We start from the raw sequence: 23,454 nt of genomic DNA on the forward strand, positions 1-23,454 counted from the left end.
CCCTGGTTGCCTGTCGACTCCCATGGAGCGCTTCGGTGTTCGGTAGAATCGCTGGATCGCTCCAACTGTTGGTTTCCTGCAAATTCGCATGGGAGCGGCTGCTCCTGGAATTGCATTGGGCTTTGCGAGGGGCATTGTCCTGACATGGCATCGATCGACCAGCAACCCGCGGGCCGGCCGGACAGCGGGCTCTCCTTCATCCCGGTGGCGTGGCTGATGATCGTCATGGGGCTGTCGGCCTATGGCCTGATCTCGAGCTGGCGGCTGATCGGCGACTTCAACCTGCCGGAAAGTGTGTTGTTCCTGATCTATGGCGGCCTCGCCGGCGGCCTCGTCACGATCCTGTGGGGGCTTTACCTGCTCGGCCTCGCCTTCAACCGGTCGGCGCGTTTCCCCCGCCACTACACCATCTGGCAGGTGGCCATCATCCTGTGGCTCGTCGTGCGCCAGGCCTATACGCTTCTGGTGCCCGACTTCGTCTTCTCCGCCGAAGCGCTGGGCCTCACCATAGCCGAGATCGCCATCGGCCTGCTCTGCATCTATCTCCTGCGGCGAGGCGCCGGCGCCGAGGCGGTCTACGCCAATCCGGAGACCGAACGCCCGCCGCTCCTGGTCTCGCTCGTTGCGGCGCTGCTCGGGATCATCCTTGGCGGCGCCATCGGCGCCGGAGCCGGATTTCTTGCCGGGTCGCTGATCGCGGACGCCACCCATATGAGCTGCTTCGAGGGCGCCTGCGGGTTTTTCGCCGCCTTCGTCGGCCTCGCGGGCCTGATCGTCGGCGCGGTCGCCGGCGGAATCTTCGCCATCTGGCGGGTCAACCGGCGAAAGCAGGCGCCATCGGCGCAAAGCAATTCCGGGAAAAATGCGTAGCGGTTTGCCGTCCGGAATTGCGTCAAAACAAATAGATAGAGCCGCTCAAAATCGTGTGTCGCGATTGCGTGGCGGTTGCGCACGCTCTATGTCGGTTGCGGGGCAGACGGGAGCTTTTCCCGGGGAGAGCGTTGGATGTTGCGTTTCATCTTTCGGCTGGCGGCTATGGTTGCATTGTCTATTTCCGTCATCATGGCGGTGATCGACACCACGCGCTCGGTGGCGGCATCGGCGCTCGTCATGACGCCGCTCAACGCAAGCTGGCTGGCGGTATCGCCCGACACCCGAGCGGCCTTCGAGACCTATGTACGCGCCAACGCCAGTCCGCTGGTCTGGGACGGCGCCATCGCCTGGGTGCTCGGCCAGCCCGGTTTCGCGGTGTTCGCGGTGTTGGCGTTCCTGCTCTACGCCATCGGCTACCGGCGGCGGCGCCACGAATTCGCTCCGACCAACTGACGCGGAGGTTTCGTTCCGCATGAAACGGTCGGCCCGACCGCTTTTTCCAAGAGGTCAAAATTCCACGTGAATTTTGTTTCGGGCCGTGCCAGATTGGCCGCGAGCGGGAGGGGAAAACACTTCCTGCCTGACGTCGCATGCCTGCCGGAGAACCGGGCAGGGATGCGGTGCAAACGGAAAATAACCGACAGGGTGTGGATCACATGAAACGTATCGTTCTCGGCCTTCTGGCCGCAACTGCAATGGTTCTTCCGGCTTTCGCCGCGGATGTCCAGCCGGCCATCCTCTACGATCTCGGCGGAAAGTTCGACAAATCCTTCAACGAGGCCGCCTTTCACGGCGCCGAGAAGTTCAAGGCCGAAACCGGCGTCGCTTACGTCGAATTCGAGGTTTCCAACGCCTCGCAGCGCGAGCAGGCGCTGCGCCGCTTCGCCGAGGACGGCCGCAACCCGATCGTCATGGCCGGCTTCGCCTGGGAGGATGCGCTGAAGAAGGTCGCGGCCGAATATACCGACCTCAACTTCGCCATCATCGACGATGCCGTCGACCTGCCCAATGTCCGCTCGCTGGTATTCAAGGAAAATGAGGGCTCGTACCTCGTCGGCATCCTGGCGGCGATGGCGTCGAAGTCGAAGAAGGTCGGCTTCGTCGGCGGCATGGACATTCCGCTGATCCGCAAGTTCGAGTGCGGTTATGTCGGCGGCGCCAAGTCGGCCGGCGCCACCGACGTCATCCAGAACATGACCGGCGACACGCCGGCCGCCTGGAACGACCCGGCCAAGGGCGGCGAGATCGCCAAGACGCAGATCGACCAGGGCGCGGACGTCGTCTATGCCGCCGCGGGCGGCACCGGCGTCGGCGTGCTGCAGGCGGCCGCTGATGCCGGCAAGCTCGGCATCGGCGTCGATTCCAACCAGAACGGCCTGCAGCCCGGCAAGGTGCTGACCTCGATGATGAAGCGCGTCGACGTCGCCGTCTACAACGCCTTCATGGACGGCAAGAACGGCACCTTCAAGGGCGGCGTCCAGAATCTCGGCCTCAAGGAGGGCGGCGTGGACTACGCCATGGACGACAACAACAAGGCGCTGGTGACCGACGAGATGAAGGCGGCCGTTGAAAAGGCCAAGGCCGACATCATCGCCGGCAAGGTCCAGGTGCACGACTATACCGCGGACAACAATTGCCCGTATTGATCGGCAGATCGAGTCAAGGTTTGTTTGACCGCCGGGCCTTCGCCCGGCGGTTTCTTTTTGGATAAGCATCATGCAACCGACAATCGACGCCATGACCGAGCGCGACGTCGAGGCCATAGCGAAACTACGCCTTGCGGCTTTCTTCGAGGGTACGGGCCGGACGCTCGAAGAAGATATTGCCGGGCTTATCGCATTGCTCGGTGGCGACGGGTTGGAGGCGGCCTTCGTCGCCCGCGTCGGCGGCGCGCCGATCGGAAGCTGCCTGCTCGTTCGCAATGAGATCGATCCGGCGCATGATGTGACACCATGGCTTGCCGGGCTTGTCGTTGACGAAGCGCATCGAAGCCAGGGCGTTGGCGCAGCGCTGCTAAGAGCCGTCGAGGCCCATGCTGCATCGGCGGGCGTGGACAGGCTTTATCTCTACACCTGGGAGGCCCGTCTTTTTTACGAAGCGCTCGGCTGGACTGCGGTCGATACTTTCGACCAGGACGGCCAGCCGATGCGTCTGATGTCGCGTGAACTATAGCGTGCCCGCCAGATAGCCCAGCGCGAAGGCCGCCAGCAGGGCGAGCGCGATGACAAGTCCGAGCCGGCCGCCCAGGGAATGTACGCCGACGCCGTAGGGCTTGCGCTCGAGTCGATGGATCATGATCGGTTGCGGCTGCGATTCGCCGTTGCTCAGCCCGGCAAGCCGCATCTGCGGCAACCCGGCCAGCCGCTGCTGGACAAGATTCCAGCGCTCGTCGGAGGCCGCGTTGGATGGCGCGGTCGTTTCCAGGGCACGCATGCGCTCGGCGAGCCGCAGCACCGCGTCGCGAAAGGCGGGATCGATCTCGAGGTCGCGCTCGGCGCGGGCGCGTTCCCTTTCGTCCATCAGGCCGAAAACATAGTCGCCGGCCCTTGCGATGCGGTCTCCTTCACTGGCCATGACCGTTCTCCCCCAAAAATGCCCGCTCACCCCCCAATGCCCGCTCAATAGTGCGGCGGCTTGGTCACCGGCACGTCGGGAGCGGCCTGCTCCTCCAGGGCCAGGAACCGATCGGCAAGGGCGGCGAGCTTGCGTTCCATGCGTTCGATCACCTTCCACTGCTCGGCTATCTGGCCGGACAGTTCCTCGATCGTCTTTTCCTGCTCGGCGGCACGGATTTCCAGCGTCGTCAGCCGGTCGTCAGGTTTGGTCATTCAAAACTCGGGTTCTGTGAATGTGAAGCTCTCGGCCACGTTCGAAATTGACAAGCGCGCGGGGATTTGTCGAGAGTGAATGGTGTTCCGGCCAATTGGCACGGGCGGGGCATCATGCTAGGCATTTTGACCAAGCGATAAAAAAATAAGAGTGGGACAGGCTGCATGGCGCAAGCCGCAATCGAACTCATAGGCATCAACAAGAGTTTTGGCGCGGTGCGCGCCAACCGCGACATCAACCTGGAAGTCGTGCGCGGCACCATCCACGGCATCGTCGGCGAGAACGGCGCCGGCAAGTCGACGCTGATGTCGATCCTCTATGGCTTCTACCAGGCCGACAGCGGCGAAATCCACGTCGGCGGCAAGCCGGTGTCGATCAGCACCTCCAACGACGCCATCGCGCTCGGCATCGGCATGGTGCACCAGCATTTCATGCTGGTCGACAATTTCACGGTGCTGGAGAACGTCATCCTCGGCGCCGAGAATGACGCGCTCTTGAAGAGCAGCATCGCCAAGGCGCGCTCGGAGCTCGAGCGGCTCGAGCGCGAATACGGCCTCGAGGTCGATCCCGATGCCGTCATCGAGGAACTGCCGGTCGGTCTCCAGCAGCGCGTCGAAATCCTCAAGGCGCTCTATCGCGGCGCCGAGATCCTGATCCTCGACGAGCCGACCGGGGTTCTGACGCCGGCCGAGGCCGACCACCTTTTCCGCATCCTCAAGCAATTGAAGGAGCAGGGAAAAACGGTGGTGCTGATCACCCATAAGCTGCGTGAGATCATGGCCATCACCGACACGGTGTCGGTCATGCGCCAGGGAACCATGGTGGCCACCAGGGTGACGAAGGAAACCACGGTCGGCGAGCTGGCCGAGCTGATGGTCGGCCGGCGCGTGCTCTTGCGGGTCGAGAAGGGCCAGTCGGAGGCCGGCGCGATAAAGCTCTCGGTCAAGAACCTGACGGTCAAGGATTCGCGCGGCGTCACCATGGTCGACGACGTCTCCTTCGACGTGCGCGGCGGCGAGATCGTCGGCATCGCCGGCGTGGCCGGCAACGGCCAGTCGGAACTGCTCGAGGCGATCTCCGGTATCCGGCATGCCGTCTCGGGCGAGGTCATGCTCGAAGGCAAGCCGGTCGACCTCACCGGCAAGGCCGATCCCGGCGAATTGCGCGACCGCGGTCTCGCGCATGTGCCGGAGGATCGCCACCATGTCGGGCTGGTGCTCGCCTTCGAGGAGAACGAGAATTCGATCCTCGGCTATCACGACGACGAGCGTTATTTGAAGGGACCGTTTCTCAACGTCGATGCCATCATGGCCGACGCGAAGGACAAGATCGAGAAATACGACATCCGTCCTGGCAATCCGCGGCTGAGGACGGCCAATTTCTCGGGCGGCAACCAGCAGAAGATCGTGCTGGCGCGGGAGATGGAGCAAGACCCCGGCGTGCTGATCGTCGGCCAGCCGACGCGCGGCGTCGATGTCGGCGCCATCGAATTCATCCATAAGCGGCTGATCGCCATGCGCGACCAGGGCAAGGCGGTGCTGGTGGTGTCGGTCGAGCTCGACGAGATCCGCTCGCTGTCGGACCGCATCCTGGTGATGTTCGCCGGCCGCATCGTCGGCGAGCGCGGGCCGGAGGCGACCGAAGGCGAGCTTGGTCTCCTGATGGCCGGCGTCGAACACCAGGAGGCCGCCGAATGAGCACGCCCTACGCCAAGCTGCCGGCCTGGGCCGACTATGGGCTGATCCCGCTGATCAATCTCTCGGTGGCCTTCATCGTCGCCGGCTTCGTCGTCATGCTGGTCGGCGAAAATCCGTTCCGCGCCGCCGTCATCCTGGTCGAGGGCGCTTTCGGCAAGGGCACGGGCATCGCCTTCACCTTGTTCTACGCCACCACCTTCATCTTCACCGGGCTGTCGGTGGCGGTGGCGGCGCATTGCAGCCTGTTCAACATCGGCACCGAGGGCCAGGCCTATATCGGCGGCCTCGGCATCGCGCTCGTCTGCCTCAGCTTCGACAGCGTGCTGCCCTGGTGGGTGATCTTTCCGATAGCGATCGTCGCCGCGGCGGTGTTCGGCGCGCTCTGGGGCTTCATCCCCGCCTATCTGCAGGCCAAGCGCGGCTCGCACATCGTCATCACCACCATCATGTTCAACTTCATCGCCGCCTCGGTGATGGTCTATCTGCTGGTCGGTCCGCTGAAGCCGGCCGGATCGCAGGCGCCGCAGACACGCAATTTCCTCGCCGGCGCGGAATTGCCGAAGCTCAACTGGATCATCGAATTGTTCGGCGCCAAGATCCGCTCGGCGCCGCTCAACATCTGCTTCCTGCTGGCGCTGGTGATGGCGTTCCTGGTCTGGCTGCTGATCTGGCGCACCAAGCTCGGTTACGAGATGCGCACCTATGGCCATAGCCCGAAGGCTGCGCGCTATGCCGGTATTTCGGAAACCCGCATCATCCTCACCGCGATGATGATCTCGGGCGCGCTGGCCGGCATGATGGCGCTCAACCCGGTGATGGGCGACCAGCACAATGTCGCCATCGATTTCGTCTCGGGCGCCGGCTATGTCGGCATCGCCGTGGCGCTGATGGGCAGGCTGCATCCGGTCGGCATCGTGCTGGCGGCGATCCTGTTCGGCATGCTTTACCAGGGCGGTGCCGAACTTGCCTTCGAGATGCCGGCGATCAGCCGCGACATGATCGTCATCATCCAGGGCCTGGTCATCCTCTTTGCCGGGGCGCTGGAGCATATGTTCAGGCCGTATATCCAGACGCTGTTCGCCTCGTTCAGCCCGAAAGCTGTCGGCATCGAAGCGGTCAAGGGGAAGGGGGCCTGAGATGGACAGTTTCGCCGCCATCGTCCAGGTGCTGGACTCGACCATCCGACTGTCGGTGCCGCTGCTGCTTGCCTGCCTCGCCGGCCTTTATTCCGAGCGCGCCGGCATCTTCGACATCGGCCTCGAAGGCAAGATGCTGGTCGGCGCCTTCGCCGGCGCAGCCGCGGCCTCGGTCTTCCATTCCGCCTTGATCGGCCTCGGCATGGCCATCCTGATCTCGGTCGCCTTCGCCATGGTGCACGGCTTCGCCTCGATCACGCATCGCGGCAACCAGATCGTCTCCGGCGTCGCCATCAATTTCGTTGCCGCCGGCTCGACCATCATCCTCGGCCAGGCCTGGTTCCAGCAGGGCGGACGCACGCCGGCGCTGCAGCCGGGCGAGCGGTTCGAGGCGATCGTTTGGCCCGGCGCCGAAGCCGTCCGTGACGTGCCGATCCTCGGGCCGATCTATGCCGAGCTGATCTCGGGTCATTCGATCCTGGTCTACTTCGCCTTCGCGATGGTGCCGTTCACCTGGTGGGTGCTGTTCCGCACCCGTTTCGGCCTCAGGATGCGCGCGGTCGGCGAGAACCCGGCCGCCGTCGACACCGCCGGCATCTCGGTCGCCTGGCTGCGCTACCGGGCGCTGATCTGCACCGGCGTGCTTACCGGCGTCGCCGGCGCCTATCTGTCGATGGTGCAGAATGGCGGCTTCGTGAAGGACATGACGGCGGGCAAGGGCTACATTGCGCTCGCCGCGCTGATCTTCGCCAAATGGAAGCCGGTCAACGCCATGTTCGCCTGCCTGCTGTTCGGCTTCCTCGACGCGCTGTCGATCCGCCTGCAAGGCACGGCGCTGCCGGTCATCGGCAAGGTACCGGTGCAGTTCATGCAGGCATTGCCCTATGTGCTCACCGTCATCCTGCTCGCCGGCTTCATCGGCAAGGCGATCCCGCCGCGCGCCGGCGGCGTGCCCTACGTCAAGGAACGCTGAGATCGCGACGACACGAACGGCCCCGCCTCGGTGGCAATCGGCTTTTGGACAAGATCGTGGGAGAGAAGACCTGAATGTCGCATGATCTGTTCGAGGCGGCGAAGGCCGCGATGGCGAAGGCCTATGCGCCCTATTCCAAGTTTCCGGTGGGCGCGGCGCTGCGCACCGAGGACGGGCGCATCTTTGCCGGCGCCAACATCGAGGTGGCGTCCTATCCCGAAGGCTGGTGCGCCGAGACCACGGCGCTCGGCCACTACATCATGGGTGGCGGCGGCAAGATCACCGAGATCGCGGTGATTGCCGAGCGCATGGCCAGATGCACGCCCTGCGGCGGCTGCCGGCAGCGGCTGGCGGAGTTCTGCCGGCCGGAGACCAAGCTCTATCTCTGCGACAATACCGGCGTGGTCGAAACAGTCACCATGGGCGATATGCTGCCTTACGGCTTCAGGGGCGACATTTTGAAATGAAGAGCGGCTTGAAATGAAGGAAGCACTGGATCATCTGGTCGAGAAGCTCGACGGGCTGGCGCCGACCGCGGCCCTTGTCTTGGGTTCCGGCCTGGGTGGACTGGTCGACCAGGTCGAGGATGCGCGGCGTATCTCTTATGCCGAGCTGCCCGGCTTCCCGCGAAGCGGTGTCTCCGGCCATGCCGGCGAGGTGGTGGCCGGGTATTTCGCCGGCACGCCCGTGCTGATGCTGTCCGGCCGCGCCCACTACTACGAGCACGGCAACGCCGCCGCGATGCGCCCGGCGCTGGAGGCGCTTGCCGGCATCGGCATCTCGCATCTCATTCTCACCAACGCCGCCGGCTCCGTCGAGCCCGACATGGGGCCGGGTTCAGTGATGCTGATCACCGACCACATCAATTTTTCCGGTTCCAATCCGCTGATCGGTGAGCCGAGCGACCGCCGCTTCGTCGGCCTCACCGAGGCCTATGATGCCGGTCTGCGCAAGGCGATCGAGAAGGCGGCCAAGGCAACCGGCACCGCGCTGCACCAGGGCGTCTACATGTGGTTCTCGGGACCATGTTTCGAGACGCCGGCCGAGATCCGCATGGCGCGCATCATGGGCGCCAACGCCGTCGGCATGTCGACCGTGCCGGAAGTCATCCTCGCCCGCTTCCTCGGCCTCAAGGTCGCCGCCTGCTCGGTCATCACCAACCTGGCGGCCGGCATGACCGGAGCCGAGCTCTCGCACCAGGAAACCAAGGACATGGCGCCGATCGGCGGCGCGCGGCTGGCGACGATCCTGCGGCGTGTCTTCCAGGAAGGTTTGCCGGAAAGCTGATGCTCCCCCAGGAAATCATCCGCCGCAAGCGCGACGGCCACAGGCTCTCGGCGTCCGAGATCGCGACCTTCATCGAGGGGATAACGGCCGGCACCCTCTCGGAGGGACAGATCGGCGCCTTTGCCATGGCCGTGTTCCTCAAAGGCATGAGCCGTGAGGAGGCGGTGGCGCTGACGATTGCCATGCGCGATTCCGGCGACGTGCTCGACTGGTCCGACCTGCCGGGCCCGGTCACCGACAAGCATTCGACCGGCGGCGTCGGCGACAATGTCTCGCTGATGCTGGCGCCGATCGTCGCCGCCTGCGGCGCCTATGTGCCGATGATCTCCGGCCGCGGCCTTGGCCATACCGGCGGCACGCTCGACAAGATGGACGCCATTCCCGGCTATACCAGCCAGCCGGATGTGGCGCGCTTCCGCAAAACGGTGCTGGAAACCGGCTGCGCCATTATCGGCCAGACCGCCGATCTCGCGCCGGCCGACCGCCGGCTCTACGCGATCCGCGACGTGACCGGCACGGTGGAGTCGGTGCCGTTGATCACCGCCTCGATCCTGTCGAAAAAGCTCGCCGCCGGGCTCGGCTCGCTGGTGCTCGACGTCAAGGTCGGCAACGGCGCCTTCATGGAGAAATCGCGCGATGCGGTCGCGTTGGCGAACAGCCTGGTCGAAGTCGCCAATGGCGCGGGCCTGAAGGCCTCGGCGCTGGTGACCGGCATGAACGAGCCGCTGGCCTCGGCCGCCGGCAATGCGGTCGAGGTGAAGAACGCGGTCGATTTCCTCACCGGCCGGGTCCGCGACCGCCGGCTGGAGGACGTGACGCTGGCGCTGGCCGCCGAAATGCTGCAGTCGGCGGGGATTGTGTCGTCGAACCAGGACGGGATCAGGCGCGCCGCCGAGACGCTTGCCGGCGGCCGCGCGGCGGCGGTCTTCGCGCGTATGGTGACGACGCTCGGCGGTCCCGCCGACTTCGTCGAGAACCCGGAAAAATATCTCCCCGAAGCGGCGGTGGAATTGGCGGTTGAAGCGGTGGAGGACGGCTTCGTCACCGGCATCGCGACGCGCGACATCGGGCTCGCCGTCGTCGCGCTGGGCGGCGGGCGTACCCGTCCGGACGACAGGATCGATCACGCCGTCGGCCTCACCAGGCTGCTGCCGGTGGGCGGGGAAGTGCGGGCGGGCGAGGCGCTGGCACTGGTTCATGCGCGGACCGAGGCGGATGCCGAGGCTGCCGCCGCAGCGGTGCGCTCCGCCTATACGATCGGCGCCTCGAAGCCGTCCGCCGAAAAGACGGTGCTCAGGCGGATCCTGCCGCTATAACTATTTGTCTACACAATTCCGGACGGAAGGCTACGGCGAAGGCGCCGAGCCTGACCGTTACACATTTTTCCTGGAATTGCTTCAGGCCAGATCTACTGCACGAGCAGCAGCGCGCCGTTCTGGACCTCGTATTTCTGCAGCCGCTGCAGGAAGCTCATGCCGATCAGGTTGGTTTGCAGCGCCCGGTCGTCGAGAACGACCGCCTGGACATTGTCGATGGAGATCTTGCCGATCTGCAGGCGCTCGACGGTCACCACGGCCGCCTTGATGGCGCCGTTTGCCGTGTTCACCTGTTGATTGAAATCCGACTGGTTGAGCGAAATGCCGATCCTGCGCGCCGTCGATGTGTTGATGGCGACCAGCGTCGCGCCGGTGTCGATCATGCCGTCGATCTGGCGGCCGTTGAGCTTGAAGGCGGAGGTGAAATGACCACGTTCATCCGCATTGACCAGCACCTGGCGGCCAAGCGGCGTCGGCGCCGCCGGCCTGGCTGGAACCGAGGCGAGATTGACGCTGGGCTGAGCCTCCGGCGCCGCCGGTTTGGGCGCGACCGCCGATTTCAGCAGGCTTTCGACCGCCTGCGGGTTCGATTGGTAGAGGATCGGGATCGATGCCGAGGTTCCGGCAAAGACGCCAAGAATGACAAGCTTGCGCAGCATGGATCGACCTTCGTGAAGGCCGCATCCTTAAGCCGGCATGGTGTTTTCAGATTTAACGCGCGATGGAACCGTGATCTTTGCGTAAACGAGCGGTTAAGAAAAGGCGCTCACTTGGTTCCGTACATACGGTCGCCGGCATCGCCGAGGCCCGGCATGATGTAGCCCTTGTCGTTCAATTGGCGGTCGATCGAAGCGGTGAAGATCGGGACGTCCGGATGCGCCTTGGTGAAGCGTTCGATGCCCTCCGGCGCGGCCAGCAAGCAGAGGAAGCGGATGTTGGTGGCGCCGCGCCCCTTCAGCTTGTCGATCGCCGCAATCGCGGAATTGGCGGTCGCCAGCATCGGATCGACGACGATCACCAGCCGATCGGCGAGGTCGCTCGGCGCCTTGAAGAAATATTCGATCGCCTCGAGCGTCTCGTGGTCGCGGTAGAGGCCGATATGGGCGACGCGCGCCGCCGGCACCAGGTCGAGCAGGCCTTCGAGCAGGCCATTGCCGGCACGCAGCACGGAGGCGAAGACCAGCTTCTTGCCCTCCAGCGTCGGCGCTTCCATCTCCTCGATCGGGGTCTCGATGGTGGTGGTGGTGAGCTCAAGGTTGCGCGTGACCTCGTAGCCCAGAAGCAGCGAGATCTCGCGCAGCAGCCGCCGGAAACCGGCCGTCGAGGTCTCCTTCTTGCGCATGATGGTCAGCTTGTGCTGGACAAGGGGATGGTCGACGACGGTGACGCCCTGCATGATGTGCTCCGACTGGTTCGCAGTGGGTAGTGAATAGTGAGTAGTGAATAGTGAGCCGATTTGCGAGTCCCTGACTGAGGGAAAGCGCCAGCCTTCAACCGCGCGATGCGCCCACGGCCAAATCAATCACTACTGACTACTCACTATTCCCTTCTCACCGCACCTTCACGTCCAACCGGCCTAGCAGCATCGCTTTGGTCTTCCGGTCGACGAAGGCCGCCTCTATGGCCGTCCTGGTCACGGCGGTGAGCGCCTTGTCGTCCATCGCGAAATGCTCGGCGGCGATATCGTATTCGCGCTTCAGGGAGGTCCAGAAATAGGGCGGGTCGTCGGAGTTGAGCGTCACCTTGCAGCCGGCGGCGCGCAGCGCCGGGAAGGGATGCTCGGCGAAGCTTGCGAAAACCTTGAGCGCGATGTTGGAGCCGGGGCAGCATTCCAGCACCACGCCCTGATCGGCGATACGGCGGACGAGGTCCGGATTCTCGATGGCGCGCACGCCATGGCCGATGCGCGATGGGCGGATGTGGTCCAGCGCTGCCTTGACACTTTCCCATCCCATCAACTCTCCGGCGTGGATGGTGACGCCGAGGCCTGCCTCGCGCGCGATCTCGAATGCCCGCACATAATCCTCGAAATCGCCGATCCGCTCATCGCCGGCAACGCCAAAACCGGTCACCAGGGGATGGCCGCAGCGGGCCGCGAAGCGCGCCGCCTGCTCGATCGCCTCGACGCCGGCATGGCGCACGCCGGTGACGATCATGCGCCCCTCGATGCCCGTCCTGGCCTTGGCGCGGGCCATGCCTTCGCCGAGCGCGTCCGTATAGGCCTTGGGCGAGAGACCGGCCTTCCTGGCATGGTCCGGCGAGGTGAAGATCTCCGAATAGATCGCGCCGTCGCGGGCGAGACTGGTGAGGTAGTGGTCGGTCAGACGGGCATAGTCCTCCTCCGTGCGAAACAGGTCGGAGGCAAAGTCGTAGGCCGCGAGGAAGGAGGTGAAATCATGCCAGACGAAGGAGCCGTTCTGGATATAGGGCGAGGGGTCCTTGCCGTATTTGCGGGCCTGGCCGACGACAATGTCGGGCGCCGCTGCCCCTTCGATGTGGCAGTGCAATTCGGCTTTCAAAATCATGCGGCCATCCCGTCCGGTATTCTGTCCTCGCGCCGATTCCGAGCGGAAAATCATGCGAAATCCTGCCCGAACCCGTTTTGAAGGCGCGGCCGAAAACCGCGCCTCGGACAATAGCGCCGGCCCCATCGATCGGCTATGGTCCCGCCGGTTTTATGGCGGATCAAAATAATGTCAGTTGAGAGAACCACGGCCGCGGGTGGCATGGAAACTTCCTATGGTTTCAGGAAGGTGGGCGCAGGCGACAAGCAGTCCCTCGTCAACGATGTCTTCCATAAGGTGGCCAATCGATACGACCTCATGAACGATCTCATGTCGGGCGGGTTGCACCGGCTGTGGAAGGACGCGATGGTCGCGTGGCTCAATCCGCCCAAGCGTCCGGGCTGGAAGGTGCTCGACGTCGCCGGCGGCACGGGCGACATCGCCTTCCGCATCATCGAGGCAAGCCAGCGCCAGGCGCACGCCACGGTGCTCGACATCAACGGCTCGATGCTCGAAGTCGGCCGCGACAGGGCCGATAAGAAAGGCCTCTCGGAAAATACCGTTTTCGTCGAGGCCAATGCCGAGGCGCTGCCCTTCGAGGACGAAACGTTCGACGCCTATACGATCGCGTTCGGCATCCGCAACGTGCCGCGCATCGATGTGGCGCTGAGCGAAGCCTTCCGCGTGCTGAAGCGCGGCGGGCGCTTGCTTTGCCTGGAGTTTTCCGAGGTCGACATGCCGCTGCTCGACAAGGTCTACGAGGCCTGGTCCTTCAACGCGATCCCGAAAATCGGCAAGGCGGTGACAGGCGATGGTGAACCCTATTCCTACCTGGTCGAATCGATCCGCAAGTTCCCCAACCAGGCGAATTTTGCTTCCATGATCACCCGCGCGGGCTTCGACCGCGTCACTTTCCGCAACTATTCCGGCGGCATCGCCGCGCTTCATTCGGGCTGGAAGCTTTGAGGCAAGCGCAGCGATGACTACCGTCGGGGCTGGTTTCAGGCTCGCAAGGGCCGGCTGGGTGCTGGTCCGCGAAGGCGTCGTCGCGGCGCTGCCCGGAGAAGAGCTTTCCGGCATGCCGAAGCTCGGCTGGCGGCTCGCACGTGTGCTCGCCCGCCGCCGCGCGCTCGCCCACCAGCGCGGCGACCGGCTGGCGCAGGCGGTGGTGCGACTGGGTCCATCCTACGTCAAGCTCGGGCAGTTCCTGGCGACGCGGCCGGACGTCGTCGGCAACGACATGGCGGTCGACCTCGCCCTGCTGCAGGACAAGATGCACACCTTCCCAAAAGCGGAGGCGATCGCGGCGATCGAGGCCTCGCTCGGGCGCAAGATCGACGATCTCTATGCCAGCCTCGGAGAGCCGGTTGCGGCTGCTTCGATCGCCCAGGTGCACGGCGCCGAAGTCGTTCGCGACGGGAAGGCTTCACGGGTGGCGGTGAAGGTCATCCGGCCCGGCGTGCGCCATCGCTTCTTCCAGGATCTCGAGAGCTACTTCCTCGCCGCTCGCCTGCAGGAGAAATACATTCCCTCGTCGCGCCGACTGCGGCCAATCGAGGTGACCCAAACGCTGGCGCAGACCACCAAGGTCGAAATGGACATGCGGCTCGAGGCGGCCGCGTTTTCAGAGCTCGGTGAAAACACGAAAGACGATCCGGGCTTCCGCGTGCCCGCGGTCGATTGGGAGCGGACCGGCCGCGACGTGATCACCATGGAGTGGATCGACGGCATCAAGATGAACGATCTGGTCGGCCTTGCCGCCGCAGGTCACGATCTCAAGGCGATCGCCGCCAATCTCATCCAGTCGTTCCTCAGGCACACGCTGCGCGACGGCTTCTTCCATGCCGACATGCATCCGGGCAATCTGTTCGTCGAGGCGGACGGCACCATCGTCGCCGTCGATCTCGGCATCGCCGGCAGGCTCGGCAAGAAGGAGCGGCGTTTCCTAGCCGAGATCCTCTACGGCTTCATCGTTCGCGATTATCAGCGCGTCGCCGAGGTGCATTTCGAGGCCGGCTATGTGCCGCGCCAGCACAATGTCGAGGCTTTCGCGCAGGCGATCCGCGCCATCGGCGAGCCGATCCATGGCCAATCGGCAGACACCATTTCGATGGCCAAGCTCTTGACCCTTCTGTTCGAGGTCACCGAACTTTTCGACATGGCGACGCGACCGGAACTGATCCTGCTGCAAAAGACCATGGTCGTCGTCGAAGGCGTCGCCCGCACGCTCGATCCGGCCTTCAACATGTGGAAGACGTCGGAGTCGGTGGTCAGCGACTGGATCGCCGGCAATCTCGGTCCGCGCGGAATGCTGACCGACGCTCGCGACGCCGGCAAGGCGCTGGTGGCGCTGGCAAGGCAAGCGCCGGATATTGCCGCCCGTACCGAGCGGCTGTCGCGCGAAATCGACCTGATGGCCGAACATGGACTGCGATTCGACGAGGCGACCGCGCGCGCCATCGGCAAGGCCGAAGCCCGCCATACCCGCTCCGGCCGCGTGGCGCTGTGGGTGATCGCGCTGACGCTGATCTATATCGCTTGGCGGATCTTCTGAACGCCGCCCGCCTTGCCGTGATTTGATTGCATTGCTATCATTGCTGACACCAGTTTGAAGCGGATGCAATCACATGGCCAGCATCACGATCCGCAACCTTGACGACGAGGTCAAGGACCTGCTGCGGCAACTGGCGGCCGAAAATGGCTGCTCGATGGAGGAGCAGGCGCGGGCGATGATCCGCGCGGCGGTTGAAGGCCGGGCAGGGCAGGCCGACCGCATCGACCAGATCGAGAAGACGCTGCGCGCGCTGACCGGACCCGGCCAACAAGCGACGCCCGCCTCTGCCGGATCCGGCAAACCATCGGTTCGGGGAACGCTCTACGGCAGACGCATCCTGCTCATCATCGGCGGCGGCATCGCCGCCTACAAGGCGCTCGACCTGATCAGGCGCTTGCGCGAGCGGGGTGCTTCCGTCCGGGTTGTCATGACGGCCGCGGCGCAGGAATTCATCACCGCGCTCTCGGTCGGCGCGCTTTCGGCCGATCACGTCTTCACCGAGCTGTTCGACCGTAATGACGAGCACGATGTCGGCCATATCAGACTGTCGCGCGAGGCCGACCTGCTTGTGGTGGCGCCAGCCACCGCCGATCTGATGGCGAAGCTCGCCAACGGCCATGCCAACGACCTCGCCTCGACGGTGCTTTTGGCCACCGACAAGAAGGTGCTGATGGCGCCGGCGATGAATCCGAAAATGTGGTCGCATCCGGCGACGCGCCGCAACCGGGTGACCTTGCAGAAGGACGGCATCGCCTTTGTCGGCCCCGCCAGGGGCGAGATGGCGGAAAGCAACGAGGCCGGCGAGGGCCGCATGGCCGAGCCGCTGGAGATCGTCGCGGCCATTGAGGCCATGCTCGATGAGAAGCCGAAGCCGCTTTCGGGCCGCAGGATCATCGTCACCTCGGGGCCGACGCATGAGCCGATCGATCCGGTGCGCTACATCGCCAATCGCTCGTCCGGCAAGCAGGGGCATGCGATCGCCGCGGCGCTGGCAAAGCTCGGCGCCGATGTCCGGCTGGTTTCCGGTCCGGTCACCATCGCCGACCCGGCCGGGGTCACGACCACGCATGTCGAAACCGCGGCCGAGATGAAGGATGCGGTCGAAAACCTTTTGCCGGCGGACGCGGCGGTGTTCGTCGCGGCGGTCGCCGACTGGCGCACGGCGAATGCCGCCGGCGAGAAGATCAAGAAGGTGGCCGGAGAGGGACCGCCTGCGCTGCAAATGGTCGAGAATCCCGACATCCTGGCCGGCGTTGGCCACCACAGCCAGCGGCCGGGTCTTGTCGTCGGCTTTGCCGCCGAGACGCAGGACCTGATCGCCAATGCCGAGGCCAAGCTCAGGAAGAAGGGCGCCGATTTCATCGTCGCCAACGACGTCTCGCATGAGAGCGGCATTGGCCCGTCGGGCGTCATGGGCGGCGACCGCAACAAGGTGCGCATCGTCTCCCGCACCGGCGTCGAGGAGTGGCCGGAGATGGGCAAGGACGAGGTGGCGGCGCGGCTCGCCGCCTTGATCGCCGAGCGGCTGCGGACGATCGTTGTTTGAATGCTTTCGTCCGTCGGAGACCCGGCGCGCTGAGCGCGCCGGCAGGCCAACCTCGATAAGCTCACTCCGCGGCGATACCGGGACGGCTCGTGCTTGCGGCAAGCCCGGCTTCGATCGACTCGGCAATGATCCTCAAGCCGAGATCCAGTTCTTCCTCGGAGATGGTCAGTGGCGGGGCTATGCGAAAGACGCCGCCCATTCCCGGAAGCTTGACGATGTTCATGCTGAGACCGCGCCGGAACGCCTCAGCCGCGATAGCGGCGCCAAGCTGATGGTCAGGAACCCTGTCCTTGCGATCCTTGACGATCTCGACCCCGAGCAGGAGGCCGCGGCCGCGCACGTCGCCGACACATTCGTATCGCTGTTTCAGCCGTGACAGTCCGTCAAACAACCTCGCGCCCAAATACTGTGCCCGCTCGACGAGCTTTTCTTCCTCAACCACGTCGAGCACCGCGAGGCCCACGGCCGCCGGCAGAGGATCGGAGACATGCGTGGTGTAGAACAGGAAACCCTTGTCGTGCGCCGCCTCTTCGATGTCAGCCGTTGTCATGACGGCCGATAGCGGCAGGCCCGCGCCGATGGTCTTGGACAGCGTCAGTATGTCAGGCGTGACGCCGTCCCTTTGGAAGGCGAACATGGTTCCTGTCCGGCCGATGCCGGTCTGCGCCTCATCGAGGATCAGCAGCATGCCACGCTCGCGGCACTTCTGCTGGAGTGCCGCCAGATAGCCCTGCGGCAGCTCCAATATGCCGCCGCTGGACAGGATCGGCTCGGCGACGAAGGCCGCAAGGTTGCCTGTCGACTGGCTGTCGATCAGATCGAAGCCATCGTTGAGTTCCGTGAGCCAGTCCAGGGAGCCGTCGGCGTTCTTGAAGCGAGGCCGGAAGCTGTTGGGCGCGGGGATCGCGAGCGAACCGACCGTCGCGGGCCCATAGCCCTTGCGGCCGGCGCTGTAGGTCGCCGACGCCGCGGCTCCGGTCATGCCGTGCCAGCTTTTCGAGAAGGCGACGATCTCGTGCTTGCCGGTCACCAGCTTCGCCATCCGGATGGCCGCTTCGTTCGACTCGGCCCCCGTCGAAAGCAGCAGCACCCGGTCGAGCCCCGGGGCCAGCGCCGCGAGGCGCTCCGCGAGCTCGACCACCGGACGGGACAGCATGCCGCTGAAAAGGTGCGCGGCCTTCTCGACCTGCCGGCTGACCGTCGAAACGATCCTGGGATGAGCATGACCGAGCAGCGCGCTCATCTGCCCGGAGGTGAAGTCGAGGATGGGCTTGTCATCCGCGTCGTAGACGAACGAGCCCGCCGCCCGCTCGATGATGGCGGGTTCGAAGGCGCCGCCATAGCGTATGAGGTGGTTTTGCGCAGAGGCCCAGAACCTGCGATCCAAGTTTTTTGACATCTTCCAGCTCCAGCAAGCGTTGGTGGGGAAAAGTTAGCGGCTGGCGCTGATGCAGTAAAATTGATAGTGGTTGGATGCGGATATCAATGGAATTGATATGCAGACTCCACTCGACCTCCGACTGCTCGCGACATTCGTGCGCGCGGCCCATTCGGGAACCCTCAGTGCGACGGCCATACAGGTCGGCCGCACGCAGTCCGCGGTCACCATGCAGATACAGCGGCTCGAGGAAGCCCTCGGCCAGGCCCTGTTTCATCGCAGCGGCAGCGGCGTCCGGCTGACAGGCAGCGGCGAACGCTTCCTGGCCTATGCCGATCGCATTCTCAAAATCCATGACGAGGCGATTTCGGCGTTCTCGGAGAAGGGGCTGCATGGCTCGATCATCTTCGGCAGTCCCGAAGATTATTTGAGTGCGTTCTTTCCGGCGCTGCTGCAGAGTTTTGGAACCGTCTATCCCGATGTCGAGATCAAGGTCGTTTCGGCGCCGACGGTCGAACTGCGGACGCTTCTCAATTCACGCCAGATTGACCTGGCGGTTGTCTCCAGCCCGAATACGGACGATGCACAGGGCGTCGTGCGCACAGAACGGCTGGTCTGGGTTGGCAGCAGGCCGGCCCTGGACCTCTACGATTTCGATGACACCGTGCCGCTGGCATTGGCCGCGTCGAATGCCATCGACCACAAGGCAGCCTGCGAGGCCATGGCCCGCGCCGGGTTGCGCTACAGGATTGCCTACGCCAGCAACAGCCTTGCCGGACTGATTGCCGTTGCGCGGTCCGGGCTGGCGATCAGCGTGATGACCGAGGAGGCAGTGCCGCCCGACCTGCACGTTCTGGGCACACCCCTTCCGCCGTTGCCCAGCCTTGGCATTCTGATCGCCTTTGCCGATTCCGAACGATCGCCCGCGGTCGAGGCGTTCGCCAATCATATCCGCAGCGTTCTTCCGTCACTTTGAGACCGCCAGGGCGGATCACCGTTTCACGCAAACGGCGACCCGCCCCATCTCTATGTTTTGACGCAATTCCGGACGGAAACCGTCACGCACTTTTCCTGGAATTGCTCTCGCGGCCGTCGTTTGCCCGCACGTCAACCCGCCGCCAGTTGAGGCCGGTTCGCCGTCGACGAGATCCTCAGTGCGGCAACACAACCCAGAATGCCAAGCGGCACGAAGGCGAGGAACAGCCAGCCGGCGACGCCTGCGGCGGCTTCGCGGTTCAGGCCTTCCGAAAACCCGCTGGCGTTGGCGACGATGCCGGCAAGTGCCGCGCCCACCGCATAGCCGATGCGCTGCATGGTCGGCACGGCGGCCGAGGCGATCGTCTGCTCGCCGTCGCGGGCCGAAGCGACGATGACGCGCGTCAGGAACGGCCAGCAAACGCCGAAGCCGCCGCCCTGCAGCAGGGCACAGAGCAGGATCAGCGGGATCGAGCCGGCCGGAATGGTGTAGGCGAAGCCGGCGAGGCCGGAGGCGATCATCAGCGCGCCGATGACGATGATCACCCGTTCACGCTCGAGCGGCGCGTTGGCGACGAAGATCGACAGGATCGACCAGGCGATCGATTCGGCGGCGATGATGTAGCCGGTGGTCAGCAACGGAATGCCGTGCAGCGTGGTCAGAAGCAGCGGTCCGTAAATGGCGAAGGTGCAGGTGGCCACGGAAAATGCCGCGACCATGGTCATGCCGCTGCCGAGTGGCGAGCGCCATGAGAACAAAGGCGAGGGGAAGAGGCGCGAGCGGGGCCTGAGGGCATCGATGCGGAAGAACAGCGCCAGGCCAATCAGGCCGAGGAGGAGCAGCAGCGACGAGCGCAACAGGGCAATGTCGATGGCGGCGGCGGCGATCAGCACCACGCTGACGGCGAGGCAGGCGAGCGCCGGATAGGGAAAGGCCGGTACCGTGCCGGCACCAGCCTGCGGCTTCGTCGCCTCAGGCGTGTCGAGCACGATGAAGCTCGCCAGGGCCATTGCCGCGCCGCCGAAGGTGAAGATGCCGAAGGCCCAGCGCCACGACAGGAACTCGGTCATGATCGCCCCGAGCATCGGTCCGCTGAAGGCGGCAACGCCCCAGATCGCCGATATGATGCCGAAGAGCTGCGGCCAGATGTTGCGTGGGAACAGCCTTTCGACCGAGACGAAGGCCAGCGACACGAGCGCGCCGCCGCCTAGTCCCTCGACGAGGCGTCCGGCGAGGAACAGCCACATCGACGGTGCCGTGGCGCAGATCAGCGCGCCGGCCGCGTAGAGCAGGGCCGCGACCATCATGTTGGAGCGCAGCGCGACATAGCTCACCAGCCGCCCGGCCGCGGCACCCGCGACAATGGCGCCGAGCTCGTAGATCGCCAGCGACCAGCCGACCAGCTGCACGCCCGCCAACTCGCCGACCATGGCCGGCATCACCGTCGCCACCATCGTCTCGTTGGTGGCATGCAGCAGGATGCCCAGGCTGATGAAGCAGAAGCGCGCCAGGTCGCCGCTTGCCCACAGCGCCCGCCAGTCCACCTTGTTTACGCCAACCTTGTTGCCGCCTGCTGCCGTCACGTCGATCTCCTTGAGGCCATTCGCAGCCTCATTCGCTTTTCGAACGAAGCGCCAGATCCAGTTCGGCAGGGCTTGTAGAACCTCAAGCGCGGTTGAGCTCAAGAGGCATTTTTCAGCAATATCGCGGCTGCGGGCAGAGCCACGAATTCACGCGCAAATGGTCAGCGGGCGAAAAGAGAATGCGGCCCGGAACGTGTGTCCCGAGCCGCATCCGTGCTGATTGAGCGACTGAATGAAAATGCTTCACTTGTAAGCGTGGACGAGGTCCAGCGAGGCTACCGCGACGGCCAGGTTGACGCCGGTCTGCGCCTGGACGCTGAGCGGCTCCAGCATGAAGGCGCCGTTCAGCCCGCCAACCAGGAGGTTGGCGCCGCCGCCCGTCACGACGCTCGCCTCGGCGTTGACGCCGTAGTAGCTGCCGGCGAGATCGCCCGCATCATGGCTGCGCGTGGCGGCAAGCACCGCCCAGACAAGCTGCCCCTGATGCGTCTGGCCGACATCGACGCCGAGCTTGGAGATCATCCCGGTGTACTGCTCGGACGGCCCGTGATGATAGGGGCGGAAGGTGCAGGACACGCCCTTGTTTGATGTGATGACATAGCCGACGCCGCCGTCGATGGTGCAATCGAGCGTGCCGAGCCGGAGCACGCCGGCGCTGACGGGGGAGGCGAGGACCGTGGTGGCCAGTGCCGCGGCACAAACAAGCTTCTTGATCATCGGGGAAGTCCCTTTCGCAAAATTCGAAAACTAGCCCCGATTTAACGATCGAGGTGCGCGGAGCGTTCCGCCCAAAACTTGGCGCGAACATGGCAAGAGTTAACGCATTGCCGCCGGCAGTTAACGGATCGCTATCGGGGATTGGGAGCGGAGTACAGTCCAACGGATACGCTCCCGGCGACGGCTCGGCGTCATGTGGCGCAGCGGTCGGTGCCGCTTCGAATCAGCTGGCGGCGCCGGAGGTGCGCGACAGGCCGTCCTTGGCCGGTTGGTAGTTCGGATTGAGGTGGATCGCCTCGCGATACGACTTGGCGGCCCTTACCTTGTCGCCGCGGCGCTCGTAGATCAGCGCCTGGTTGGCCCAGGCCTCGGCATTCTTGCCGTCGAGCTTGATGGCCATGTTGAAGTCGGCGAAGGCGTTGTCCTCGTCGCCCGTCGCCAGATAGGAGAGGCCGCGGCCGTTGTAGGGCTCGGCGGCATCCGGCGCCAGCGAGATCGCGGTCGAGAAATCCTCGATGGCAAACTTGTGCTGGCCCTGGCTCTGATAGATCAGGCCGCGATTGTGGTAGGCGCGGGCGTCGGTCGTGTCGAGCTGGATCGCTTTCTGGAAGTCGTTGAAGGCATCCTGGGTGCGGCCCGCCTTTCGATAAAGATTGCCACGGCCGATATAGGCGGCGTCGTAGTTGGCATTGATCTGGATCGAGCGGTTGTAGTCGGCAAGCGCTGCTTCCTGGTTGCCGAGGAAGCGCTGGATGAGCGCCCGGTTCGAATAGGCCTGGTAGAAATTCGGATTGAGCTGGATGGCTTGGTTGAAGTCCTTGAGCGCAGCCTGGTATTGGCCGCCGCGGCCATAGGCCGAGCCGCGCACATTGTAGCCCTCGGGATCCTGCGGGTTGCGCTGGATCACGGCCGACAGCGAGGAGATGTTCTCGGTCGACCCTTGCGCCTTGTCGATGTTGTTGAACTCGCCCGTCGGCGTCGTCTGGCATGCTGCAAGCGTCAGGCCCGAAAGCAGGGCCGCCGTCAGGGCGAAGCCGCGAAAAGCGGTTCTGCGCTCCACGGAAATTGCGTTCATCTTTGTCCTCACTGCCGCAGCGCCGTCAGTCCGTTCCCTCTCCGAACCGGCTCGAATGCATAAATAAAAAGGTGGCGGCGATTCCGCATCGCGCCACCCTCGGTATCCTTCGAAAAGGACGAAAAATTGGCGTTATGAGCGCGGCGAGCGCGATGCGCCGGCAGCACCGGCCGGGGCCGGGCGCGGAGTCATCGGCAGCAGGCCTTCGCGCTGCGCGCGCTTGCGGGCCAGCTTGCGGGCGCGGCGCACGGCTTCAGCCTTCTCGCGGGCACGCTTCTCGGACGGCTTCTCGTAGTGACCGCGCATCTTCATTTCGCGGAAAATACCTTCGCGCTGCATCTTCTTCTTCAGCGCGCGAAGCGCCTGATCAACGTTGTTGTCGCGGACGAGTACCTGCACGTGCAATCCTGTCTTCGGGTTTGAAATCAACAGGCAAGCAGCCATAGCCACTATGCCTCCGCAGTGGGTTGCACCGCGAATTGTGGCGGCTGATAGCAGAATCAGGCCGCGCTGTCCACCGTTGATTGCAGGACCGCGATCAAAAGCCGGAGCGGCTGCGCCTTGCAGGCACAGTGCTCAGGCCATTGCCAGGTGAAGTCGGGCGAAATCCTCGAAGAACTCGCCATAATCGCAGGTGATTTCCTCGCCGACGGCGATGTCGCGGATGGCGGTGGCGCCGCCATATTGCGAGAAATCGGTGTTCGGCCGTTCGGCATGGTTCATGAAGCGGCCATTGTCGACCTCATAAACCATGAAACCCGGCTTGTCCGGGCTCGGATAGGCGTAGCGGTCGAGCAGTTCCTTGAGATGCGGCGGCGCCGCCTCGTATTTCTCCATTGGGATCAGCCGGTCGAAATCCGGGTCGAGCCGCCAGATCGAGGCGCCTTTCCTGATCGGCTCGGCGGCGAAAACACCGACGCCTTCGATGGCGCTCTGGGCGACATAGGTTCTGATCAGCAGCATCGATCCGGTCCGATTTTCGACGGGAAACCAAATCGTCAAATCAGACC

25 protein-coding genes are annotated in these 23,454 nt (G+C 64.5%); 14 read left to right on the forward strand and 11 right to left on the reverse strand.

What is annotated here, in order from left to right; all coding sequences use genetic code 11:
• Positions 1-144 precede the first annotated feature (144 nt).
• The 4 genes from EJ070_RS15005 to EJ070_RS15020 all read left to right on the forward strand — a co-directional run bounded on the left by EJ070_RS15005 (position 145) and on the right by EJ070_RS15020 (position 3,045).
• Complete coding sequence (locus EJ070_RS15005) at positions 145-870, forward strand: hypothetical protein (RefSeq protein ID WP_126092063.1); 726 nt, start codon at positions 145-147, stop codon at positions 868-870.
• A gap of 135 nt (positions 871-1,005) precedes the next feature.
• On the forward strand, positions 1,006-1,326 hold the full coding sequence (locus EJ070_RS15010) for a hypothetical protein (protein WP_126092064.1): 321 nt from the start codon (positions 1,006-1,008) through the stop codon (positions 1,324-1,326).
• Between the two features lie 203 nt (positions 1,327-1,529).
• The gene (locus EJ070_RS15015) at positions 1,530-2,519 is read left to right on the forward strand and encodes a BMP family ABC transporter substrate-binding protein (RefSeq protein WP_126092065.1); all 990 of its coding nucleotides are present in this window, start codon (positions 1,530-1,532) and stop codon (positions 2,517-2,519) included.
• 91 nt (positions 2,520-2,610) lie between these two features.
• Complete coding sequence (locus EJ070_RS15020; protein WP_245464887.1) at positions 2,611-3,045, forward strand: GNAT family N-acetyltransferase; 435 nt, start codon at positions 2,611-2,613, stop codon at positions 3,043-3,045.
• On the opposite strand, the gene EJ070_RS15025 is transcribed toward EJ070_RS15020, so the two are convergent.
• Together EJ070_RS15025 and EJ070_RS15030 are read right to left on the reverse strand one after the other, a co-directional pair.
• Positions 3,040-3,447 (reverse strand): hypothetical protein, encoded by a 408-nt coding sequence (locus EJ070_RS15025; RefSeq protein WP_126092067.1) that lies wholly within the window; start codon positions 3,445-3,447, stop codon positions 3,040-3,042. The genes EJ070_RS15020 and EJ070_RS15025 overlap by 6 nt on opposite strands.
• A 44-nt stretch (positions 3,448-3,491) precedes the next feature.
• Positions 3,492-3,701: a SlyX family protein gene (locus tag EJ070_RS15030; RefSeq protein ID WP_126092068.1), complete on the reverse strand. Its 210-nt coding sequence runs from the start codon at positions 3,699-3,701 to the stop codon at positions 3,492-3,494.
• 165 nt (positions 3,702-3,866) lie between these two features.
• On the opposite strand from EJ070_RS15030, the gene EJ070_RS15035 reads away from it, so the two are divergent.
• From EJ070_RS15035 to deoA, 6 genes are all read left to right on the forward strand, one after another.
• Positions 3,867-5,399, forward strand: coding sequence for an ABC transporter ATP-binding protein (locus EJ070_RS15035; protein WP_126092069.1), 1,533 nt, complete (start codon positions 3,867-3,869; stop codon positions 5,397-5,399).
• The gene (locus EJ070_RS15040; RefSeq protein ID WP_126092070.1) at positions 5,396-6,535 is read left to right on the forward strand and encodes an ABC transporter permease; all 1,140 of its coding nucleotides are present in this window, start codon (positions 5,396-5,398) and stop codon (positions 6,533-6,535) included. Before EJ070_RS15035 ends, EJ070_RS15040 begins: the two co-directional genes overlap by 4 nt.
• A 1-nt stretch (position 6,536) precedes the next feature.
• Positions 6,537-7,508, forward strand: coding sequence for an ABC transporter permease (locus EJ070_RS15045; RefSeq protein ID WP_126092071.1), 972 nt, complete (start codon positions 6,537-6,539; stop codon positions 7,506-7,508).
• A gap of 74 nt (positions 7,509-7,582) precedes the next feature.
• On the forward strand, positions 7,583-7,975 hold the full coding sequence (cdd, locus tag EJ070_RS15050; protein WP_126092072.1) for a cytidine deaminase: 393 nt from the start codon (positions 7,583-7,585) through the stop codon (positions 7,973-7,975).
• 13 nt (positions 7,976-7,988) lie between these two features.
• Complete coding sequence (locus EJ070_RS15055; protein WP_126092073.1) at positions 7,989-8,795, forward strand: purine-nucleoside phosphorylase; 807 nt, start codon at positions 7,989-7,991, stop codon at positions 8,793-8,795.
• Positions 8,795-10,111 (forward strand): thymidine phosphorylase, encoded by a 1,317-nt coding sequence (gene deoA / locus EJ070_RS15060; protein ID WP_126092074.1) that lies wholly within the window; start codon positions 8,795-8,797, stop codon positions 10,109-10,111. Before EJ070_RS15055 ends, deoA begins: the two co-directional genes overlap by 1 nt.
• A gap of 92 nt (positions 10,112-10,203) precedes the next feature.
• Here deoA and EJ070_RS15065 read toward each other — a convergent pair whose 3' ends face one another.
• The 3 genes from EJ070_RS15065 to EJ070_RS15075 form a co-directional block, all read right to left on the reverse strand.
• Positions 10,204-10,770, reverse strand: coding sequence for a TIGR02281 family clan AA aspartic protease (locus EJ070_RS15065; RefSeq protein WP_126092075.1), 567 nt, complete (start codon positions 10,768-10,770; stop codon positions 10,204-10,206).
• Between the two features lie 107 nt (positions 10,771-10,877).
• The gene (upp, locus tag EJ070_RS15070; RefSeq protein WP_067002624.1) at positions 10,878-11,507 is read right to left on the reverse strand and encodes a uracil phosphoribosyltransferase; all 630 of its coding nucleotides are present in this window, start codon (positions 11,505-11,507) and stop codon (positions 10,878-10,880) included.
• Positions 11,508-11,661: 154 nt separating this feature from the next.
• Positions 11,662-12,636 (reverse strand): adenosine deaminase, encoded by a 975-nt coding sequence (locus EJ070_RS15075; protein WP_126092076.1) that lies wholly within the window; start codon positions 12,634-12,636, stop codon positions 11,662-11,664.
• Between the two features lie 168 nt (positions 12,637-12,804).
• Between EJ070_RS15075 and ubiE the strand changes: the two genes are divergently transcribed.
• The 3 genes from ubiE (at position 12,805) to coaBC (ending at position 16,715) form a co-directional block, all read left to right on the forward strand.
• A complete protein-coding gene (ubiE, locus tag EJ070_RS15080) occupies positions 12,805-13,581 on the forward strand; it encodes a bifunctional demethylmenaquinone methyltransferase/2-methoxy-6-polyprenyl-1,4-benzoquinol methylase UbiE (protein ID WP_126092077.1) in 777 nt (258 codons plus the stop codon).
• Between the two features lie 13 nt (positions 13,582-13,594).
• Positions 13,595-15,169 (forward strand): 2-polyprenylphenol 6-hydroxylase, encoded by a 1,575-nt coding sequence (gene ubiB / locus EJ070_RS15085; protein WP_126092078.1) that lies wholly within the window; start codon positions 13,595-13,597, stop codon positions 15,167-15,169.
• A 73-nt stretch (positions 15,170-15,242) separates the two neighbouring features.
• The gene (coaBC, locus tag EJ070_RS15090; RefSeq protein WP_210211979.1) at positions 15,243-16,715 is read left to right on the forward strand and encodes a bifunctional phosphopantothenoylcysteine decarboxylase/phosphopantothenate--cysteine ligase CoaBC; all 1,473 of its coding nucleotides are present in this window, start codon (positions 15,243-15,245) and stop codon (positions 16,713-16,715) included.
• A 61-nt stretch (positions 16,716-16,776) separates the two neighbouring features.
• On the opposite strand, the gene EJ070_RS15095 is transcribed toward coaBC, so the two are convergent.
• Complete coding sequence (locus tag EJ070_RS15095) at positions 16,777-18,114, reverse strand: aspartate aminotransferase family protein (RefSeq protein WP_126092079.1); 1,338 nt, start codon at positions 18,112-18,114, stop codon at positions 16,777-16,779.
• A gap of 97 nt (positions 18,115-18,211) precedes the next feature.
• Here EJ070_RS15095 and EJ070_RS15100 point away from each other — a divergent pair, with 97 nt between their 5' ends.
• The gene (locus EJ070_RS15100; protein WP_126095764.1) at positions 18,212-19,069 is read left to right on the forward strand and encodes a LysR family transcriptional regulator; all 858 of its coding nucleotides are present in this window, start codon (positions 18,212-18,214) and stop codon (positions 19,067-19,069) included.
• A gap of 131 nt (positions 19,070-19,200) precedes the next feature.
• On the opposite strand, the gene EJ070_RS15105 is transcribed toward EJ070_RS15100, so the two are convergent.
• From EJ070_RS15105 to EJ070_RS15125, 5 genes are all read right to left on the reverse strand, one after another.
• Positions 19,201-20,652 (reverse strand): MFS transporter, encoded by a 1,452-nt coding sequence (locus tag EJ070_RS15105; RefSeq protein ID WP_126092080.1) that lies wholly within the window; start codon positions 20,650-20,652, stop codon positions 19,201-19,203.
• A gap of 243 nt (positions 20,653-20,895) precedes the next feature.
• On the reverse strand, positions 20,896-21,369 hold the full coding sequence (locus tag EJ070_RS15110) for a DUF992 domain-containing protein (RefSeq protein WP_126092081.1): 474 nt from the start codon (positions 21,367-21,369) through the stop codon (positions 20,896-20,898).
• A gap of 223 nt (positions 21,370-21,592) precedes the next feature.
• Entirely contained in the window at positions 21,593-22,444 is an 852-nt protein-coding gene (locus EJ070_RS15115; protein ID WP_126092082.1) for a tetratricopeptide repeat protein, read from the reverse strand.
• A 132-nt stretch (positions 22,445-22,576) separates the two neighbouring features.
• Positions 22,577-22,843, reverse strand: a complete 267-nt coding sequence (gene rpsU / locus EJ070_RS15120; protein WP_027165252.1) for a 30S ribosomal protein S21 — start codon at positions 22,841-22,843, stop codon at positions 22,577-22,579.
• A 177-nt stretch (positions 22,844-23,020) separates the two neighbouring features.
• Entirely contained in the window at positions 23,021-23,407 is a 387-nt protein-coding gene (locus EJ070_RS15125; protein ID WP_126092083.1) for an SET domain-containing protein-lysine N-methyltransferase, read from the reverse strand.
• Positions 23,408-23,454 lie beyond the last annotated feature (47 nt).

The sequence above is a fragment of the Mesorhizobium sp. M1E.F.Ca.ET.045.02.1.1 genome, assembly GCF_003952485.1.
Lineage (GTDB): Bacteria > Pseudomonadota > Alphaproteobacteria > Rhizobiales > Rhizobiaceae > Mesorhizobium.

Bases quoted from the DNA above. Each gene is read 5' to 3' on its own strand.
- EJ070_RS15025 (WP_126092067.1), bottom strand. From the start codon at position 3,447: ATGGCCAGTGAAGGAGACCGCATCGCAAGGGCCGGCGACTATGTTTTC.
- EJ070_RS15095 (WP_126092079.1), bottom strand. From the start codon at position 18,114: ATGTCAAAAAACTTGGATCGCAGGTTCTGGGCCTCTGCGCAAAACCAC.
- EJ070_RS15015 (WP_126092065.1), top strand. From the start codon at position 1,530: ATGAAACGTATCGTTCTCGGCCTTCTGGCCGCAACTGCAATGGTTCTT.
- EJ070_RS15075 (WP_126092076.1), bottom strand. From the start codon at position 12,636: ATGATTTTGAAAGCCGAATTGCACTGCCACATCGAAGGGGCAGCGGCG.
- EJ070_RS15045 (WP_126092071.1), top strand. From the start codon at position 6,537: ATGGACAGTTTCGCCGCCATCGTCCAGGTGCTGGACTCGACCATCCGA.
- upp (WP_067002624.1), bottom strand. From the start codon at position 11,507: ATGCAGGGCGTCACCGTCGTCGACCATCCCCTTGTCCAGCACAAGCTG.
- EJ070_RS15010 (WP_126092064.1), top strand. From the start codon at position 1,006: ATGTTGCGTTTCATCTTTCGGCTGGCGGCTATGGTTGCATTGTCTATT.
- EJ070_RS15020 (WP_245464887.1), top strand. From the start codon at position 2,611: ATGACCGAGCGCGACGTCGAGGCCATAGCGAAACTACGCCTTGCGGCT.
- EJ070_RS15110 (WP_126092081.1), bottom strand. From the start codon at position 21,369: ATGATCAAGAAGCTTGTTTGTGCCGCGGCACTGGCCACCACGGTCCTC.
- EJ070_RS15115 (WP_126092082.1), bottom strand. From the start codon at position 22,444: ATGAACGCAATTTCCGTGGAGCGCAGAACCGCTTTTCGCGGCTTCGCC.
- coaBC (WP_210211979.1), top strand. From the start codon at position 15,243: ATGGCCAGCATCACGATCCGCAACCTTGACGACGAGGTCAAGGACCTG.
- deoA (WP_126092074.1), top strand. From the start codon at position 8,795: ATGCTCCCCCAGGAAATCATCCGCCGCAAGCGCGACGGCCACAGGCTC.
- EJ070_RS15065 (WP_126092075.1), bottom strand. From the start codon at position 10,770: ATGCTGCGCAAGCTTGTCATTCTTGGCGTCTTTGCCGGAACCTCGGCA.
- EJ070_RS15125 (WP_126092083.1), bottom strand. From the start codon at position 23,407: ATGCTGCTGATCAGAACCTATGTCGCCCAGAGCGCCATCGAAGGCGTC.
- ubiB (WP_126092078.1), top strand. From the start codon at position 13,595: ATGACTACCGTCGGGGCTGGTTTCAGGCTCGCAAGGGCCGGCTGGGTG.
- ubiE (WP_126092077.1), top strand. From the start codon at position 12,805: ATGTCAGTTGAGAGAACCACGGCCGCGGGTGGCATGGAAACTTCCTAT.
- EJ070_RS15040 (WP_126092070.1), top strand. From the start codon at position 5,396: ATGAGCACGCCCTACGCCAAGCTGCCGGCCTGGGCCGACTATGGGCTG.
- EJ070_RS15030 (WP_126092068.1), bottom strand. From the start codon at position 3,701: ATGACCAAACCTGACGACCGGCTGACGACGCTGGAAATCCGTGCCGCC.
- EJ070_RS15005 (WP_126092063.1), top strand. From the start codon at position 145: ATGGCATCGATCGACCAGCAACCCGCGGGCCGGCCGGACAGCGGGCTC.
- EJ070_RS15055 (WP_126092073.1), top strand. From the start codon at position 7,989: ATGAAGGAAGCACTGGATCATCTGGTCGAGAAGCTCGACGGGCTGGCG.
- cdd (WP_126092072.1), top strand. From the start codon at position 7,583: ATGTCGCATGATCTGTTCGAGGCGGCGAAGGCCGCGATGGCGAAGGCC.
- EJ070_RS15100 (WP_126095764.1), top strand. From the start codon at position 18,212: ATGCAGACTCCACTCGACCTCCGACTGCTCGCGACATTCGTGCGCGCG.
- EJ070_RS15035 (WP_126092069.1), top strand. From the start codon at position 3,867: ATGGCGCAAGCCGCAATCGAACTCATAGGCATCAACAAGAGTTTTGGC.